This window comes from Gilvimarinus sp. 2_MG-2023, from assembly GCF_030547685.1.
Classification (GTDB): Bacteria; Pseudomonadota; Gammaproteobacteria; order Pseudomonadales; family Cellvibrionaceae; genus Gilvimarinus.
The window spans coordinates 120165-137832 of record NZ_JAUOQM010000053.1; the positions used below are offsets into that span (position 1 = coordinate 120165).

The following is a 17668-nucleotide window of genomic DNA, read 5'->3' on the forward strand; positions in this document are numbered from 1 at the left end:
GGTTTTTTAACCTTTAGCCTACAGCAGCCGTTTTTAGCGCGACCTTGCGCTCCATTAAGCTGCGCACTTTGTTAACCGAGGCGATGGCCATATAAATTGGCTCTAAATAGTAGCGCCGATGCAATTCAATTAACTTCTCATCGGGCAATTCGCGCAGACTTTTTTCGTTGATGGTGTAAAATCCCAGCAGCTGACCTTTGGTGCCATCATCCAAAGTAATATCCATGGTCACCTGCTCCAGCAAATTAAGTTCTTGCAGAGCTTTAAGAAATATTTCGTTATCCTGATGCCATACATGCAGTGTTTCCAGCATGCCTGAAATTCTGTCTAAATAGGGTGTAGCGGTACCCAGCTCATCAAATAATCGCTGTCCCACTTTTTCATTCACTTTGGGATGATCAAGATCAACGTTGATAAAACGATTGGGACCATCGCTTTGTTCATCTTTTTTCCTTCCGATGGAGAAAGGGCCGCGCTGAACCATTAAAGGAATGTATCCCGCGCCCCACCGTCCGTTATCGAGAAATATATTATCACCCTGCTCAAAGCCTAACAGCGTTACGGCCATAAACTGACCGGTTTGGCTGTCTTTTTGAAACAAGATGGGATAGTGCGCTTGTGCGTTGCGAAACTCGGCGGCAAAGGTTTGCGCCCACATGACGCCATCGCCAAGTTCAGTTGAATATTGATTGCTAACGTGTAAGTTGCGGTGTTCATCACTGTTGAGCATTACGGTTTTTGTCACATGACCACCTATTATTTTTTATTGCTATTGGTACGGTTGTTACCGCTTCGTTAATAAGCCAGAGAGCAAAAAGCCGGCCCAATAACTGCCGGCCTCTGGTACCAGCACTGGCCAAGACCTCACCAGTGCTGGTACTACACTCTACCCTAACTTTAACTTAGAAAGTATAGCGGGCCCCTAAGTTATAGCGAGCGTAACCTTGATAGTAACCCAACACTTGCTCGTAAGAGCGACCATAGTTGCGGCCACTTTCTTCGGTGACATTTATGCCTTCGACAAACACCGAAAGATTCTCGGTCACATCGTAACTGACATTAATATCGACCTGGCTGTACTCATCGACATAAATCGGGTTGTTGCCCGTACCCGATGCGCCCGAGGCCAAGAAAGCATCGCGCCAGTTATAGGCAATACGCGCCTGGAAGCCATGTTTTTCATAGAAGGCAACCAAGTTGGCGGTATCACTCACCCCCGGCAATGAGAACTGAGGATCACGCAGCAGCATGTCATCAAAGTTGGTGTCAACATCCACTAAGGTGTAGTTCGCCATAAAACCAAAGCCACTTTCACCGAAGGTGTGCTGAACCGCAAACTCCAAGCCATCCACGTTTACAACCTGATCCGAATTCGCCACCTCGGTGACTTCGACGGGCGTATTAGGATCTTCGCCTGGGATGCCGACGATCACTATATTGCCGCTGCCATCGATATAGGCTGTGTCTGGATCGGCATAGTTATCGTAAATATACTGGCGAATATCGACCACCGCATTGGGCGACAAGCCCGAATCAACGGCAGCCTGGAAGCGCTCACCCATGGCTGGGTGCGGTGTATTGTTCAGCGGGCCATCCTCAAAGACAACCTGCGTGCCAATAAAGTTTTCCACCTCTTTTTCAAAGTAGCCGACCGATACATAACTTGCGTCGGCAAAATACCATTCCGCCGAGATGTCGAAGTTATCCGCCTTATAGGGCTCTAAACCTGGAGAGCCTCTATCGGCTGTAGCACCGTTAATACGAAGACCTTCAGAGTATGAGGTGCCGCCGCGCAGATCCAGCCAATCGGGGCGCGCGATACTTTGCCCATACGAGGCGCGCAACACCACATCATCTACCACTTCTAAGCTAGCATCGATCGAGGGAAGCACAAAGTCGTATTCGCCACTGTCTGTCACTGCAACCGCATCCCCCACCGGACGCATCGTAAACTCGTTGGCGGATACCCAGGAAACCGGACCATACGCCTGCGCCGACGCAGGGGTTTCTACCTCGGTAGACTCATAACGCACACCGGCCAACAAGTTAAATGGCATAGCGGCTATATTCGTCTGCCAAGCAACCGACACATACGCACTGTCGGAACTTTCGCTAATGTCATTAAATTGGTCAGGAGCTTGCGCACAGTACCAAGTAGAACCATCGGGACAGTCAGCAGGCCCTTCGCCATCATCAAGGTTAGCGGCAGCAAAGTTGCGTACATCCTCAAAACTAAAGGAGTAGTACTGATCCAGCGGTATGGCATTGCTACCACCCAGAAATGCAATCTGCTCTTGTGTGGTTTCACCATAGGAGCCATCAAAACGATCCAAAATGGTTTCAGGAGTAAACCATTGCTCGTCTAGCATGCCCGGCTCACCTAAGCCGCCCCAGGCTTCACGCTGTACGTTACTGAAGGAAGAGCGGTAATCGCTCTCAGTACGCGCCACACCGAATTGTAATTTTAACTCATCTGTAAAGGCGTACTCACCGTCGAACTGAATTTGATCAATGTCTTGCTTCATACGGCTGTTACGGAAGTAACTGCCCGATACTTGCATATCTTGCACGCGCAGGTCACTGCCACCGGCACCGTCTAAAACATCCAAAATCAACACGGGCATGTCACCGGCGACATTAATGGTAGTGCGGTCACGCACATAGGCGGATACCGCCACGCCGACACTATTGCCGTATTCGTTATCGGGCGAGGCCTCTGCGCTTGAGCTGTGCGCATCTAACGATAGCTTCAGCTTATCGCTGACCTGCCACTCCAGATTTAAACCAACGGAGTTATTTTCATATTTTGCCGCCTGACGCCCCACACCCATCGGCAGGTCACCTGCGGTCATATCCTCTGAGTACAAAATTGGGGTTTGCACGGCTGGCGAGTCATAATCGGTAAAAATCGTGCTTTGTCCGCCGAAGTTAAACCAGCCGCCCACATCGTTGTAGGTAGAGGCAATGGTGTTTTCGCTGTAGGTGTAATCGAGCGTAGCGGTCAGTGCATCGGTAGGCGCAAACTGTAAGGTCAGCTGGCCGTTGGTGCGCTCGCGCTCAAATTCGGTAAATACATAACCCATTTGCTGCGGGGTTGAATAAATATCGTCCGCCGAGGGCTGGTTTTGGTGATTGCCATTAAAATCGATACCACCCCATTCCCAATCGACCGTTTCCTGACCGCCCCAATCCTGCACAACAGACCCTTGGAATGAGCGCCAGCCGGTACCCACTTGAGCAGCAGCGGAGCCACCTTTACGTTCTTGATAACTACCGGTTACCGCAACACCTATTTTGCCATCGGCAAAGGTATTGCTGTAAATACCGGAGATCTCAGGGGTTAATGAGGAGTCCTGCGACGACTCATCGTAAACACCTTTAACACCAAAGGATGCGACCGCATCCGACTCCAGCGGTTTGGGCGTGACAATATTGATGGTGGCGCCCATACCGCCCGGAGGCGCATCGGCGCGAGTGGTTTTATACACCTCGACCGCGGACACCCCTTCGGAGGCGATGTTGGCAAAATCAAACGAACGCGACCCCGAGGCCACAGTTGACTCTAAGGTCGCACCAGGCATTTGGCGGCCATTGAGTAGAACCGTATTAAAGTCTGGCCCTAAACCGCGCACCGTAACTTTGGAACCTTCCCCATCACGGCGATTAATCGATACGCCGGAGATACGCTGCAAAGACTCAGCAAGGTTTGTATCTGGGAACTTACCAATATCTTCGGCGGAGATGGCATCGACCACACCGTTGGCATCGCGCTTTAAGTCCATCGAACGCTGTAGGCTGGCACGAATGCCAGTCACAATGACTTCTTCTAGAAGGCTCTCTTCTTCTTGGGCATAGGATGCGTTGCCAAATCCGGCGACTGCTGTCGATGCAATCGCGGTGGCAATAAGCTTGCGCTTAAATGTCTGCTTAAAATTCATGTAGCTGATCCTCGAACCATTATTGTTATCTCAAGGCCGTGGCTAACCGACCTTACCGAGGTTAATACTGCCCTTTAGCATTTAACGCTTCGTCCCACTTTGGCTGTGAGCGATAACATGGCGAGTCTCACTTTCCCCCCAGTAAAGCGGGAAAATATTTCTGTTTATATTCAAACACTTACAATAAAAACCCCAGATCACCCAAAGCCTTTAAATACAAAAAATGTAAAGTTTAAAAGCCACCCCCTTATTTCAATTCGTGCATTTATTGGCCCCCAAAGCTCTGGTAGCGCAATCATCCCACCTTGCAGCGACGCCTGTTTATTGAACTTCCCACGGCCTTAAACGATCACAGTAGATAGAGAAAAAATATAGTTGGTAACGGATATATACGGATTAATTACCAAGCTGGCGACTCATTCATTACAGGTTCAGGTTGACTTGCTACACTGATCCCCAGATAACACGAACTCCGCAGAGCGGGAGACGACCATGAAACTACTGCAATACATATTACTGAGCCTGAGCCTGATGAGCGCAACAAGTACGGCACTGGCACAAGACAGCCACTTTTCCGAGGAAAAGCGGCAACAGCTGCTCGCCCCGGTTGCACTCTACCCCGATACGGTTCTAACCCACCTATTGATTGCCGCCACCTACCCACTAGAAGTGGTGCAAGCTGATCGCTGGAGCAAAGCTCACAGCGATCTTGCAGGGCAAGAGGCGGTCGCCGCCGCGGCCGATAAGCCCTGGGACCCCAGCGTCAAAGCACTGTTGGCCTTTCCTGACTTACTCTCACGCATGAGTGAGGACTTACTATGGACTCAAGAATTGGGAGATGCGTTTCTAGCCAGCGAGTCGGATACTCTCGACTCTATCCAGGCCCTGCGCCAAATGGCGATGGACAATGGCACCTTAGAAGACATGGAACATCAGGAAGTGGTACGTGAGGATAAGCTGATCATTATCCAACCGGTACGCCGTGAGGTAGTCTATATTCCCTACTACGACTCGCGCCATATATACGGCACTTGGTCGTGGGCCAGCAGCCCGCCGGTTTACTGGTCACACCCTGCTCGGTACCACAGTGGTTTTCATTGGGGCGTACACGCCTCGGTCAGTGATTGGTTCTACTTTGGTGGCTTCCATTGGGGCCAGCGCTCGGTCGTCATCAGCTACGATCGGCCTTACTATTACAGCCGTCATCGCCTTTATGGCTACCAAACGCGCAATACGGTTCGCTGGCAGCATGACCCGTATCACCGTCGCGGCGCACGCTATCAGCACGACAATATTCGCCACCACTACAGCAACCGGGGCCGTCCTGAAGTCAACCAGCAATTGCAGCACCATAGCAGCCGTTTACACGCCATTTACGGGCGCGGTAAAGACCGCTCGACTATCACCCGGAACACAACACGAAACGCTTCGCCACCAGTGCAGCGCAGCGACCGGGCCAGCCGAATTGGCAGCACTCAAAACCAGCGTACCGGTACCGTATCCACCAGCCCTTCACACAACAGCAGGGCGGTGCGCCGCGACACCTCATCCAATGCGCAGGCCACCAGCCGTACACGCACTGAAAGCCGCCAACAAAGTACTCGTCGCGAAACCCTGCAACGGACGAGCAACAATCGCCCAACCAGCCGCAGCACTACGCGTCAATCACCTTCACGCAACGATGGCGATCGCGGCGGCCGCTTGCGTTAACTCTTATTGCGGCCGCTATACTTGGTAGCGACCTATGGCGGCACGGTTTTCCGCGACTGTACCGCGCAGCGCTGCCGCGCGGCTCACCAGCTCCTCTGATACATTCGCCAGCTCACGTCCCTCGGAGTTAATCGTATTGGTACTACCGCCAATTTGTTCCATTACATGGCGCTGCTCTTCCAGCGCTTGGGCAATCGACTGTGATACTTGATTGACTTGCCGCGACTCGCCGGCGATTACCGTGAGCTTATCGCCCACCGATAGCACTTCATTGCTGCTCAGCTCCAGCTCTTGCTGACTGCGCCCCAAGGAAGACAAGGTTTGCGCCACACTGTCGTTAAGGTGCTGAATTAAATCGCCTATTTCCGCCGCTGAGGTTTTGGATCGAGCAGCCAGTGTGCGAACTTCATCAGCCACGACAGCAAAACCACGCCCCGATTCGCCAGCCCGAGCCGCCTCAATGGCAGCATTCAGTGCCAGCAAATTAGTCTGTTCAGAAATGGCTGTAATACTGTCGGCAATCGAGCTAACGGCTAAGGTATCTTCATGCACACGACTCATGGAGCTGGCTACATTGGCCATCTCACTTTCCAGACCACGAATCGCGCTAACGATGCTGGTCATACTTTCGCTCGCGGCCGACACCTCCCCCTCAAGCTGCGCGGTTAAGTTGGCCGAATGATTGCTGTTTTGCTCGACCGAACCAATACTGCCCAGCATATCTTTTGTTGCCTGTGCGATTTGTGAGGACTGGTCATACTGCACCGCGGTAAGCCGGCCAATATTAGAGCTAATATCATCCAGCGCATGGCTTAATGACTCGATATGATCGGCCCGCTGACGGAACCCAATAAATGTCTCCTGTAAACTGCCTATCAAGGTATTAATAGCCTTACCTGAATCGGTTGTTTCATAGCGACTTCGAGCCAATAAGTTGCGACTGGATGCAACCTCCTCAACCACATCGACAACAACCTGATCGACTTGTGTACGGCGCCGAAGCATCTCGGATAGCACCACCAACGCAGCGGCTTCAAAGCCTGCGAATACAGCATGTAAGAAGGTAATACTCCAGGAACACTCAACAGCGAAAGCCAGCAATGGCATATCACCTAAATGAACTCCACTTAACTGCAAAGCTGTAAAACTTAAATGGTGTACTGCAACCGTCAACAATGCCGCCACAATAGGCTTCCAATCTTCATACACCAGAAAAACCGCCATCATCGCAAAAATATGAAAGTGCATTTCCAACATGCCCAACTGGGACTGAATCAATAGCCCAGAAAAACTCATCATTAAAATGGCGAAAGCAACAGAAGCCAACCAGTGGCCCCGCAAGGTTACAAAGCAGAGAATCGCTATAGTCGCCAACACTAACGAGCCAATAATGCTAAATAGAAACAGCCCCGCCCCCATTGCACCTGACAACCACAATATGGGGACTTGTACCAACAACATTATTAACACAGCTTTATCTTTGCGAATTTGGACATTAGCTGCAGTCTTCATATGGACCTCGGATTTATACTTGATAGTGATTGGACGTCTAGTTGAGAGATAAGGCGATCATGGAGAGCTGGCCAGCTAAGATTCGCGCTTGAAAAAAAATCCACGATAATTCCCTGTCGATTCAGCAAATAAACATTTCCACGATGATTGGCAATATCAGGGGCTCTATCACCCAGTTCAAAACGTAGGCGGCTTAATTGTTTATCAGCAAGTTGCACCGACTCAATACCAAGGGAATCGACAAAACGGCGACGACGCTCCACCGTATCGTGCGTGGCGTCTAACGTTACAAATAGTATTTGTAACAGCTGCGGGTCTCGATGACGGGCAACTGTCGCCAGCTCCGCCAACGTAGCGGGGCAAATCGAATCACAGGACAGATAGCCGAGAAAAAGTAGTGTGAATGGAGCTTGACTCGAAGCTAGCGAACTTCGATCGCCGTCAATATTAATCCAGGAAAAAGGTGTTATCGTTAACACAGGCTTAATTGCCCAGAGAGAAGCCAACCATAAACACAACGGCAGCCCAATGACGGTCAGCGCCAATACGCTAACTTTGACAAACAAACGGTAAGGCAAAGCCACCGCGAACAACCTCTCTATGCTGCACGGCAACCTTTCAGTTTAAGATCGCCCCACAATAGAACCAACATAGCGTACCAAAGCACAAATAAAGCCTCGTTTGGCACACAATAATAAAAGAGCCTGACTATATTGCCCAATTATAGTGCATAACACAGTAATGCACACCACCTAGTCGAGGCTTGTCACCTCATCTGCGCAGGATAATTTCACTTAAGTCGTCGCTAATGCTTAAATATCGCTATAGAAACGAACCGGCCAGTATCGTCGCCCTATCCAAGCGCTTATACCTGCACTAAAACGGCCGTGAATGACACTGTCAGTAGGATAATTAGGAGCAACCTCAGCCCCATAAAGTTACTGATAAGCCGCCAATCAGAGACCCCCTATGAAGCGCAATGCAGACACAAGGATAGATCAAGCCTCTGCCTCCACTCTGGGAGAGAGGGCAGATGTGTACTCATACCCTCAATTTCGCCCCTGTTCGAAATGGGTTGGCATTAGCCCGAAAGAAGGTATCAAGCTCTATACGCCGAGTAGCGCAAATAGTTCACTGACAAGAAATAACATAACCCAAGAACAGATAGCATGCCCCTCTAAAAGGTCTAGTTGCGGAAGGCGGCGTGGCTCGTTAGTCAGTATTGAGGTCTTGCGCCCATTGAACCACAAGCGCATCGGTGCTGAGCTCACCATCCACTACCAGTTCTTTGATACGCTATTCGGTGAAATGATGGCGGCCAGCACACATAGAGGGGTTTGCTTTGCTCAGTACTTTGCCAAACGCTCCACGGCGCTGACAGCTCTAAACGCTTTTTTTCCACAAGCTACTGTTGTTGCTTCGTCCTCACAACACTTAGTAGCCTTACAACAATATCTTCAAAACCAATTACTGCCTGAGAGCAAAGTAAAGCTACATCTTATCGCTACACCTTTTCAACTTAATGTCTGGCAAGCTCTGCTTAAAATCCCCCTCGGTCAGTTAGCCACATATTCAGACATCGCAGAAATGATAGGTCAGCCAAAATCTGCTCGAGCTGTGGGCTCTGCCATCGGGAAAAATCCCCTCGCCTTAATAATTCCTTGTCATCGTGTAATAAAAGCCAACGGCGACCTAGGGCAATACCGTTGGGGAAAAGCTCGCAAAGCAGCTATTATAAACTGGGAGGCCACTCACTCTTCTGGCGCTTGACGCGGGGAGCCTTGCTGGTCTTCTGCCCCATGACTTCCCTGCGTGGCGTGATCAATGGTGAATTTAGCCGATGTAGCCTCGCCTTGTTTATTTTCACCAAAATAAAGTGTTTGATGCGGAAACGGAATCTCAATATTGCGCTTATCAAACGCATATTTCATACGGCGGTTAAATTCTCGGCCAACCTCCCATTGATGTATGGGTTTAGTTTTAATACGTGCCTTAATCATAACCGCACTGTCGGCAAAGGCATTGACCCCCAGAATTTCCAGCGGCTCCAGAATGAATTGACTATAGTAATCATCAGCTATCAACTCTGAACTGATGTCATTTAACACCGCGCAAACTTCATCTGTATTTTCACGGTAGGCCACGCCGATATCAAACAAGTAATAGCTAAAGATTTTAGTGAAATTTTTCACCACTGTAATTTCACTGCAGGGAACGGTGTACACACAGCCATCCAGGTCTCGCAATTGAATTTTTCGCAACGTGATTTTCTCTACAATGCCGGTTCGCTCACCCACAGTAATCACATCGCCCACATTGACCAAATCTTCAAGAACGATAATAAAACCATTCAAAACATCCTTAATCAAGGCTTGAGCGGCAAAACCGACCGCAATACCAATCACACCCGCGCTGGCCAAAATAGGGGTGACATTAACCCCCATTTCCGAGATAAGGGTAATAGCGAACAATAAAATCATGACGCCGTAAATAATATTCCTAACAATAGGAATTAGGGTATTAATTCGAGCGCTGTCTTTAATGGCCAAACGATGAAAGTAGCTTTCAATGGCTGCCGATACCAACTCAAAAACAATTAGCAACACAACAAAGGCTAAAGAAAAATTGACCGCCTGAGCCAGCCATCCCGTTATTGTATCGGCCAAGACTAACTCGGCATCCCCTCCCCACCAAATTACAAATAGCGTTAACGCGCAAAGTAATACTACCACCACATGAATCATGGCACTCAACACACGGCGGTATAGCTTTAAGCGCTTTCGATTAAACCGCAACTTGTGATCGTTGCTGATAACTTTCTTATAGATTTTTTTACTACCCGCCGCCACTAACATTATAACCACACCGGTAATGATTAATACGATAGCCGTGGCAACGCCTTTAGCGGCCCAAGAGGCCGAGAAACCTAGTGCTTCTAACCAGCTGTTAATCTGCGCTTCCCAAGAGATGGCGATTTCATTGACATCGATAACCTGATCGAGATGTAGACTCAATGCCGGCTCGTTCGATTCAGAGCTTTCATTAGGCGAGCACGAATCGCCTTGGCATGCAGACGATGCGCTGCTACTTTGCGCCGAAGATTCAGATGTCGATAAAAGATCAAGTGCGGTTTGCGAGAAGCCAACATTAAAACAGCCCAGCAAAATAATGGCGATTAAATAGCGACAAATCGGCATAGAACAGCACCCTCATTTTTGGAAAGTCATTTTGTTTATACGAAGAAAAACGGCAGACCATAATAATTGGCCTGCCGTTTTGAGTTAACCTTTAGGCTCGGGAATTAATTCACGGGCCTCTTTACGGATTAACAATTTTCGCCGGAAACCTCTTCACAAGCATCTTCAGCAGAATCGCCAATAGAATCAGCTGCATCTTCTGCGGCATCACGAGTTGACTCGGCGGCCTGATCCAATTTTTGACCCACTTCCTCGGCAGCACCATCGTTGTTGTCACAAGCGGCTAAAGGCAGGGCGATTATCAGCATTAGGGCAAAGCGTTTCATTAAATCCATAAAATCCTCCAAGTCATTCAATTTATATAAGACACTTAACCTATTGCTCAAATCGTGCCAAAACTTGTTGGACCTACCAATAAAACCATAAGCCATTGAATATATTGATTTTTTTATTTTATCGAGAAGGTATGTGAGAAATTAATAATAAAAAACTCGCATTACTTCTGAGGCAGACAAGCATAATGGTGAAAACAGTTGAAAATATTACAGAGCCTTCAAATCTTGCAGGCTAACCGGTTTTAATAAGCTTGCTGATATTCCAGCTGCTTGCAATTCTTCACGGTCACGAGCCTCACCACTAAGCAGTATGATTTCAAGGTCTGGCTTAAAGGATGTGACTTTTTCAGCAACCTGAAACCCACTAATATCGGGAAGATTTAAATCGGTCAATAGCAAATCGACGTTATTGTCTTGGACGACTTGCACTGCTTGCTCTCCGCACTCTGCCGTTAAGACACGCCAACCAATCAACTCTAATAAGCTAGCAGTGGCCTTTAGGGCATCCCTATCATCATCCACAACAGCAATTGTACGAGTACCAACCACCTGCGCTGACAGTGATTGTGCAGGTAAAAATTTAGCTAGATTTTGATAAAGCTGCAACCGATCCACAGGTTTACTAATGTAACCGGTGAAACCAGACTTCAGGCACTTATCCATATCGCCTTTCATATGCGCTGCAGTTAAGGCGATCACCGGTTGCTGAAAGCCCTTCTCCCGCATTTTGGCAACCGCATTATGACCATCTAGGACTGGCATATGAATATCCATTAACACCAAGTCTATACGACCTACACTGGATTGAGCATCCAGCTCCATGGCTTTTACAGCCTCTTGTCCATTGCGAGCATAAATAACATCCGCCCCACACTGGCGGACAAAGTGTCCAATTAAACTTCGAATATCGGGTAAATCATCCACCACTAAGACACGTCCACTCAGCTTTGGAATATCTGAGCTCAGTGCTCTATGTTCGACACTCTCTAGAGAGAAATCACAAAGTTCATCGAAGTTCTCGGCATCAATCTCAATTGAAAAAGAGAATTCACTGCCCTCGCCAGGCTCACTACTCACGGCTATACTTCCGCCAAGTCGCTGTGTTAGCTGCTGACTAATCGCCAACCCCAAACCAGTTCCCGCCCTAGGCTCAGCGTAAGAGTTCTTTGCTTGTACAAACGGATGGAAAATATCTTTCGCGACATCTTCCTGAATACCTACACCAGTATCCTTCACCGCAAAGGATAACCAATTTCTCATGTCGTGCTGATAAGCTGATACTGTCAAAGACACTTGCCCGTAATCGGTAAATTTTATGGCATTGCCTAATAAATTCAACAAAATTTGACGCAGGCGGGTTGGATCAGTACGAACTTTTCGTGGTATCGGATTTGGACACTCAATATTAATATCCAAAGATTTATCAACGGCGGCGCCGTGCATTAAAAAATAAATATCGGTTAAAAAAGAAGATAAGAATACATCTTTGTATTCTAACTCAAGTTTTCCAGCTTCAATTTTTGACAAATCAAGAATATCATTCAACAAACCCAGCAAATGCTTGCCGTTTCTATGCACAACCTTCAAGTGTCCTAAAGATTCAGAATCGTACTGATTGTTCATTAACAGTTCAGTAAAGCCTAAAATTGCCGATAATGGGGTGCGAAGCTCATGGCTTAGATGAGCTAGAAATTCACTTTTAGAACGATTCTCAGCCTCAGCCTTCATTCGCTCAACACGCTCTTTTTCCATATCACGGCGAGACAGTGCATAACGGATAGAGCGAGCAAGTTGCTCAGAGGAAAGATTTTCTTTAACTAAATAATCAACGGCGCCAGCCTCAAGGGCTTTCATGTCAATTTCGCTTTGATGCATTCCAGTTAATAAAATAACTGGCCCGCTAAAGCCGCAATTATGAGCCTCAGCCAACAACTCAATACCGTCATTGGCACCAAGCTGGTAATCCATTAAACAAAGGTCATGACGATTAAGTGATAATATTCGCCTCCCTTCATCAAAGCTAGACGCCCATTCAATTCGATAATGACCAGAAGAGATATCTTCTAGTAAATCGCGAGTAAGTAGAAAATCATCCTCGTCGTCATCAACAATTAACAGGTCTATTTTATCCATGAACTTCTTGATTACTTTGTGTATGAATTAGGGGCAATTATGGCAACTCAACGAACTCTACCCAATAACGTCCCAATGTACGCATTAACTCAACCAACACATCAAAGGTAACAGGCTTAGTAATATACGATGCGGCCCCTTGATCATAACCACGCAACATATCCTCTTCAGCCTTAGAGGTAGTAAGAATCACAACAGGAATACGCTTTAACACGGGGTCCTTTTTGAGCTCAGCTAATGCCTCTCGACCATCCATTTTGGGCATATTTAAATCGAGCAGAATTAAACCGGGCAGTGGATGCGCTGTGCGATCGGCGTATTTATGATCACCGCGTAGGTACTCTAATAACTCCACTCCATTTTCAACAAAATGTAAATCATTTAAAACTCGACTTTCTACAAGGGCCTCAGATGCCAACAGGCGATCATCTTCGTCATCATCTGCCATCAAAATAATCAGTGGTTTCTTTTGGCTGTTCATTCTACGTCCTCCAGTGACTCTAAATTAACTTGCTTACTGGGCAAATCAAACTGAAATGTTGCGCCTTTACCGGGCGCGCTAATTGCCACTATAGTACCACCATGGCGCTCGATAATCTTACGACACAACGCAAGGCCTATTCCCGTTCCTTTATATTCATCTCTACCATGCAATCGTTGAAATAAGTTAAACACCTTATCGGCGTATTGCTCATCGAAACCGATACCATTATCCACGAATGTAAAACGCCACCACTGCCCAGTAAGCTGCTCATACTCATCGCCCAAATCAACCGCCTCACAAGTAACGGCAATGCTTGGGTTAACGCCTGAACGCCTAAATTTAATGCTATTACTTAATAAGTTCATCATTACTTGCCGTAACTGTGAAGCATCGGCATAAATCTCTGGAAGCTCACCCACCTCAACAACGGCACCAGAATCCTCAAGCGCAAACTCTAAATCTTCTAGAGCACCGGCCACTACTTCATTGAGATCAACCAGCTTAAAAGGTTCCTGCCGTGTGGTCACCCTTGAAAAACTAAGTAAGTCATCAATTAGCTGTGACATACGCTCTGAGGCAGCATGCATTCGTTCTACATAATCAGCGCCACGCTCATCTAGGGACTCTTTATATTTCTGCCTTAGTCGATCACCAAAGGCTCGAATTTTTCGCAGTGGCTCCTGCAAATCATGTGAAGCAATAAAAGCGAACTCTTCCAGCTCTCGGTTACTTCGCTGTAGTTCATCTGAATACTGCTCTAAAGCAAATGTACGATTAGCCACTTTTTCTTCTAATTCATTATTGGCTTTCTCAATCTCGTAATTCAATAACTGTATTTTCCGTGAGTGCCTATATACTGAGATGAAAATCCCTATCGCCAATAGCAAGCCTACAACATTAGTCGCCATTAAAACTGAAAATATTATTTTTCTGTCTTCTGTTGCCACAGTGCGATTATCATTTAAAAGCTCACGCTCTTCAGCTGCCATCTCACCAATTAAAGTATCGATCTCACGCATAAGTTCGATACCCACATCATTCTTTAATTCCTCAATTGCTTCACTTCTTTGCCCCAAATGAACCAAATGAACTTTTTCTTGCATTCGATCAATTTTTTTATTAATTAATATCTTTAATTTATCAAACCGTATTAGCTGCTCCGCAATTTCAGTATTTGAATTTGACAGCTCTTGTAGCAACCGATCAATATCTTCCATGGCTTTGTGATAGGGCGCCAAATATTGGCCATCAGCGGTTAGCAAATAACCCCGCTTTCCTGTTTCCGCACTGACCAGTGATGCTTTTAGATCTTGCACAAGCGCCAAAACCTGCAGCGTATTACTAATGCTTAGGTTGTTATCGTGCAACACACTAATTGATCGGTAGGCTGACCCCATGCTGGCAAGAAAAAACACCACCACTGAAATCAATACCCAACCCCATGTTCGCGTACTGTAATAATGTGAACTCATTACGTCGCTACTCATCAGGGCTAGACTTGGAATCTTTTAAATAACTTGACAGCACATCTAACGATTGACTGCAGCGTTTGCACTCGTTCACAATCGTATCAAATATAGCCATCGCCTTTTCTTTATCATTGATAGTTTCTAATGTTAATTTACCCAATTCCGCATTCACAGAAATATTATTCAATGGATTGCGAGCGTCGTGAATTAACTTCTTAACGTCTTCATTCATTTAAGCTGTCTCCTCTGAATAACTATTTAATCGGTTATACAGAGTTTTTAAGCTTACCCCGAGAACTTCCGCCGTTTTCTTTTTGTCGCCATCGTAGTGTTTAAGGGTGGATTCAATTAATTCCCGCTCAACATCTTCAACAGTTTTACCTACTGTTATACCCGGGCTGCTATTTTCAGCCTTAGAAAATGGTGACGTGAAATTTTCAGGAAGCACCAATAGATTTGTCGTAACATCCGCCATTATGTAAGCCCTATGAATGGCATGGCGAAGCTCACGAACATTACCTGGCCAATCATAGGTAGACAAACGCTCTAAAGATTTCTCATCTACACCGATATCCGATTCATATTCACGATTAAAGCCTTTGATAAAATGCTCTACCAATAATGGGATATCTTCTTTTCTTTCACGCAACGGAGGAATTGTAATGGGGAAAACTGCCAATCGATAATACATATCTTCGCGCAGACACTTTTCTTCAGCTAGTTGCGCTTCACTGCGATTTGTAGCGGAAACCACACGACAGTTAACATTAATAAGCTCCGTACCGCCGATACGAGTCAGCTTTTGAGTTTCCAGGACTCTAAGTAAATTGGGCTGTTGATCAATAGGCATTTCGGTAACTTCATCGAGAAATAGTGTTCCTCCATTTGAACGCTCAAAAACACCTTCTTTGCGTTGTATTGCACCGGTAAATGCTCCCTTTTCATGACCAAACAGCTCACTACCAATAAGCTCACTGGTTAAAGCACCGCAATTGGCCGCAACTAAGTCTCCTTTGACTTGGCTGGCTGAATGAATGGCCGAAGCCACCATCTCTTTACCAACACCACTCTCCCCCATCAACATGACGTTAGCTTTGGTTTTTGCCACACGTTCAATTTGCTGATAAAGATTTGTCATAGGTTTTGATTCACCGACTAAGCAACCAAAATGTAAGTCTTTATCAGAATTTAACTCAGCAATACTGCTAGTAGTGGTATCGAGAGCCGCCTTGAGTTGCTGAAGGTCAATAGGTTTTATCAGGTAGGATATATTGGGCCCTAACAAATCTTTAACTAACGACTTGACCGACGGATGCCCAGTAACCAATGTCACACTACAAGAGTTATGATCTTCAATAGATTCTAATAAATTGAGACCGCTACCATCGGGGAGTATCAAATCCAGAATTAGATGATCAAAACTTTGACGATTCAATATCTCTTTAGCGCTAGAGAACGATGTTGCACTGGCCACAATATGGCCAAGCATTTCTAACAACTCACGAGTCGTATTAACAAATGTTTGATCGTCATCAACTAACAGTATTTTCGCCACAACTAATATTCCCCAGTAAAATTTTTATAGCGCTCCTACTTAAACCGCTGCTTGGTTATTACATTGCGATTTATTGGGCGCACAATCAGACTTATTTGTTAGTCTAAACTAAGCATGATTTATGCACAAACGTTATATACATTCCATTTTATAACTAGGCGATAATAATATAATTAGAGAGCTAACGGTATTTTTCTAATTAAAGGAATAAGACCTTTTCTGTATATTCCTTTCGTTTTGACGCGTGCGAACAAGACACCAGATGAGAACCCAGCAACCATCAAACAAATCAATAACCGCCTAGGGCCAATTTTAATTCCTGCTTCCCTCATTTGCAGACCTAAATCCTTCTTAATCTCTTGAATTTTCGCTTGGCTTTTTTTGCTCTTTTTCACTTGTCGCACGTTGAACCCCTTCAATTAATGCCCTGATATTTTCGCGCGTATAGGGAAATGACATCCAGTGCTTAGATCGCTTTATATATAACTGCAACAAAACAAAGCATAAAGCTTGTAAAACCGTAAAACTTGCTATACCTATGACAGCACTATCAGAAACTGCATAAACATACATACCGGCTGTACTGCTCAAACCCAACCAAAAAAATAACAATATAGGAAGGCTTAACAGCCACGCCATAATCAATTTTGGCAGCGTAGTGATAAGTTGACGCGCCTCTAGCCCGGCTAGAGTAGCGCCCTCCTCCAGCAACGCAATTAATGTTTTACCAATGGCAACATAATCCTGCCCGGTAGGATCGACACTCTCGGTCGAATTCTGCCGGGCCGAGGATGACTTATCTAACTCATCAGTCATTAAGATTCTCTGCGCGGTACTAACAAGCGAGAAACCAACCAACCAGCAGCAAAGGCAACACCTACAGCCACTACAGGCCGTTCACGCAGAACATTCTCTGCACGCAGACCATAGTCTGTCGCTTTAGTTTTACCTTCGTCCAAAGCCTCTCTGGCTGTTGCTTTACCGGCTTCAGATAATGATCCGAAAGCTTCGTAAACACTGGTTGAGGCCTGTTTAATTTGATCAATTGCCTCAGCAACTTCTGCACTTTCTGACGAATTCGCTTTCTTAGTAGCTTGAGTAGCCATAACTTATCTCCTTAGTTTAAATATAAATTTCGCAGACGGTTACGGGCGACGGCGCCCAAAAATAATCGACAAAATAAACAGGACGAGAAATACAAAAAACAGTATTTGGGCAATACCTGTTGCCGCACCTGCAATACCACCGAAACCCAAAACAGCTGCGACTAACGCTATGACAAAAAACAATATTGCATAACCTAACATCTTAACCTCCTAAACATTGCTGTGTATC

16 protein-coding genes are annotated in these 17668 nt (G+C 46.4%); 2 read left to right on the plus strand and 14 right to left on the minus strand.

Annotation, left to right across the window (positions count from 1 at the left end):
• Positions 1 to 13 precede the first annotated feature (13 nt).
• A complete protein-coding gene (locus Q4526_RS16260) occupies positions 14 to 745 on the minus strand; it encodes a SapC family protein (RefSeq protein ID WP_215978179.1) in 732 nt (243 codons plus the stop codon).
• A gap of 157 nt (positions 746 to 902) precedes the next feature.
• The gene (locus tag Q4526_RS16265; protein ID WP_215978180.1) at positions 903 to 3938 is read right to left on the minus strand and encodes a TonB-dependent receptor; all 3036 of its coding nucleotides are present in this window, start codon (positions 3936 to 3938) and stop codon (positions 903 to 905) included.
• A gap of 492 nt (positions 3939 to 4430) precedes the next feature.
• Between Q4526_RS16265 and Q4526_RS16270 the strand changes: the two genes are divergently transcribed.
• Positions 4431 to 5648, plus strand: a complete 1218-nt coding sequence (locus tag Q4526_RS16270) for a DUF3300 domain-containing protein (protein ID WP_215978181.1) — start codon at positions 4431 to 4433, stop codon at positions 5646 to 5648.
• 15 nt (positions 5649 to 5663) lie between these two features.
• Here Q4526_RS16270 and Q4526_RS16275 read toward each other — a convergent pair whose 3' ends face one another.
• Positions 5664 to 7160, minus strand: coding sequence for a methyl-accepting chemotaxis protein (locus Q4526_RS16275; RefSeq protein ID WP_215978182.1), 1497 nt, complete (start codon positions 7158 to 7160; stop codon positions 5664 to 5666).
• The gene (locus Q4526_RS16280) at positions 7157 to 7744 is read right to left on the minus strand and encodes an SCO family protein (RefSeq protein WP_215978183.1); all 588 of its coding nucleotides are present in this window, start codon (positions 7742 to 7744) and stop codon (positions 7157 to 7159) included. Before Q4526_RS16280 ends, Q4526_RS16275 begins: the two co-directional genes overlap by 4 nt.
• A gap of 655 nt (positions 7745 to 8399) precedes the next feature.
• Between Q4526_RS16280 and Q4526_RS16285 the strand changes: the two genes are divergently transcribed.
• A complete protein-coding gene (locus Q4526_RS16285) occupies positions 8400 to 8930 on the plus strand; it encodes a methylated-DNA--[protein]-cysteine S-methyltransferase (protein WP_215978184.1) in 531 nt (176 codons plus the stop codon).
• On the opposite strand, the gene Q4526_RS16290 is transcribed toward Q4526_RS16285, so the two are convergent.
• The 10 genes from Q4526_RS16290 to Q4526_RS16335 form a co-directional block, all read right to left on the minus strand.
• Positions 8912 to 10357: a mechanosensitive ion channel family protein gene (locus Q4526_RS16290; protein ID WP_215978185.1), complete on the minus strand. Its 1446-nt coding sequence runs from the start codon at positions 10355 to 10357 to the stop codon at positions 8912 to 8914. The genes Q4526_RS16285 and Q4526_RS16290 overlap by 19 nt on opposite strands.
• A 128-nt stretch (positions 10358 to 10485) precedes the next feature.
• The gene (locus Q4526_RS16295; protein WP_215978186.1) at positions 10486 to 10692 is read right to left on the minus strand and encodes a hypothetical protein; all 207 of its coding nucleotides are present in this window, start codon (positions 10690 to 10692) and stop codon (positions 10486 to 10488) included.
• Positions 10693 to 10899: 207 nt separating this feature from the next.
• A complete protein-coding gene (locus Q4526_RS16300) occupies positions 10900 to 12825 on the minus strand; it encodes a response regulator (RefSeq protein ID WP_215978187.1) in 1926 nt (641 codons plus the stop codon).
• 37 nt (positions 12826 to 12862) lie between these two features.
• On the minus strand, positions 12863 to 13306 hold the full coding sequence (locus Q4526_RS16305; RefSeq protein WP_215978188.1) for a response regulator: 444 nt from the start codon (positions 13304 to 13306) through the stop codon (positions 12863 to 12865).
• Positions 13303 to 14730: a CHASE3 domain-containing protein gene (locus Q4526_RS16310; protein ID WP_303603893.1), complete on the minus strand. Its 1428-nt coding sequence runs from the start codon at positions 14728 to 14730 to the stop codon at positions 13303 to 13305. Before Q4526_RS16310 ends, Q4526_RS16305 begins: the two co-directional genes overlap by 4 nt.
• A 58-nt stretch (positions 14731 to 14788) precedes the next feature.
• Positions 14789 to 15010, minus strand: coding sequence for a histidine kinase (locus tag Q4526_RS16315; RefSeq protein WP_215978190.1), 222 nt, complete (start codon positions 15008 to 15010; stop codon positions 14789 to 14791).
• Positions 15011 to 16333: a sigma-54 dependent transcriptional regulator gene (locus tag Q4526_RS16320; protein ID WP_215978191.1), complete on the minus strand. Its 1323-nt coding sequence runs from the start codon at positions 16331 to 16333 to the stop codon at positions 15011 to 15013.
• Positions 16334 to 16684: 351 nt separating this feature from the next.
• Entirely contained in the window at positions 16685 to 17149 is a 465-nt protein-coding gene (locus tag Q4526_RS16325) for a hypothetical protein (protein ID WP_215978193.1), read from the minus strand.
• Positions 17149 to 17439 (minus strand): hypothetical protein, encoded by a 291-nt coding sequence (locus Q4526_RS16330; protein WP_215978194.1) that lies wholly within the window; start codon positions 17437 to 17439, stop codon positions 17149 to 17151. Before Q4526_RS16330 ends, Q4526_RS16325 begins: the two co-directional genes overlap by 1 nt.
• Before the next feature lie 39 nt (positions 17440 to 17478).
• Positions 17479 to 17640, minus strand: coding sequence for a DUF1328 domain-containing protein (locus tag Q4526_RS16335; protein ID WP_215978195.1), 162 nt, complete (start codon positions 17638 to 17640; stop codon positions 17479 to 17481).
• Positions 17641 to 17668 lie beyond the last annotated feature (28 nt).

Coding starts and splice junctions, on each gene's coding strand:
- Q4526_RS16275 (WP_215978182.1), bottom strand. CDS start 7,160: ATGAAGACTGCAGCTAATGTCCAAATTCGCAAAGATAAAGCTGTGTTA.
- Q4526_RS16305 (WP_215978188.1), bottom strand. CDS start 13,306: ATGAACAGCCAAAAGAAACCACTGATTATTTTGATGGCAGATGATGAC.
- Q4526_RS16290 (WP_215978185.1), bottom strand. CDS start 10,357: ATGCCGATTTGTCGCTATTTAATCGCCATTATTTTGCTGGGCTGTTTT.
- Q4526_RS16315 (WP_215978190.1), bottom strand. CDS start 15,010: ATGAATGAAGACGTTAAGAAGTTAATTCACGACGCTCGCAATCCATTG.
- Q4526_RS16265 (WP_215978180.1), bottom strand. CDS start 3,938: ATGAATTTTAAGCAGACATTTAAGCGCAAGCTTATTGCCACCGCGATT.
- Q4526_RS16295 (WP_215978186.1), bottom strand. CDS start 10,692: ATGGATTTAATGAAACGCTTTGCCCTAATGCTGATAATCGCCCTGCCT.
- Q4526_RS16335 (WP_215978195.1), bottom strand. CDS start 17,640: ATGTTAGGTTATGCAATATTGTTTTTTGTCATAGCGTTAGTCGCAGCT.
- Q4526_RS16330 (WP_215978194.1), bottom strand. CDS start 17,439: ATGGCTACTCAAGCTACTAAGAAAGCGAATTCGTCAGAAAGTGCAGAA.
- Q4526_RS16300 (WP_215978187.1), bottom strand. CDS start 12,825: ATGGATAAAATAGACCTGTTAATTGTTGATGACGACGAGGATGATTTT.
- Q4526_RS16325 (WP_215978193.1), bottom strand. CDS start 17,149: ATGACTGATGAGTTAGATAAGTCATCCTCGGCCCGGCAGAATTCGACC.
- Q4526_RS16270 (WP_215978181.1), top strand. CDS start 4,431: ATGAAACTACTGCAATACATATTACTGAGCCTGAGCCTGATGAGCGCA.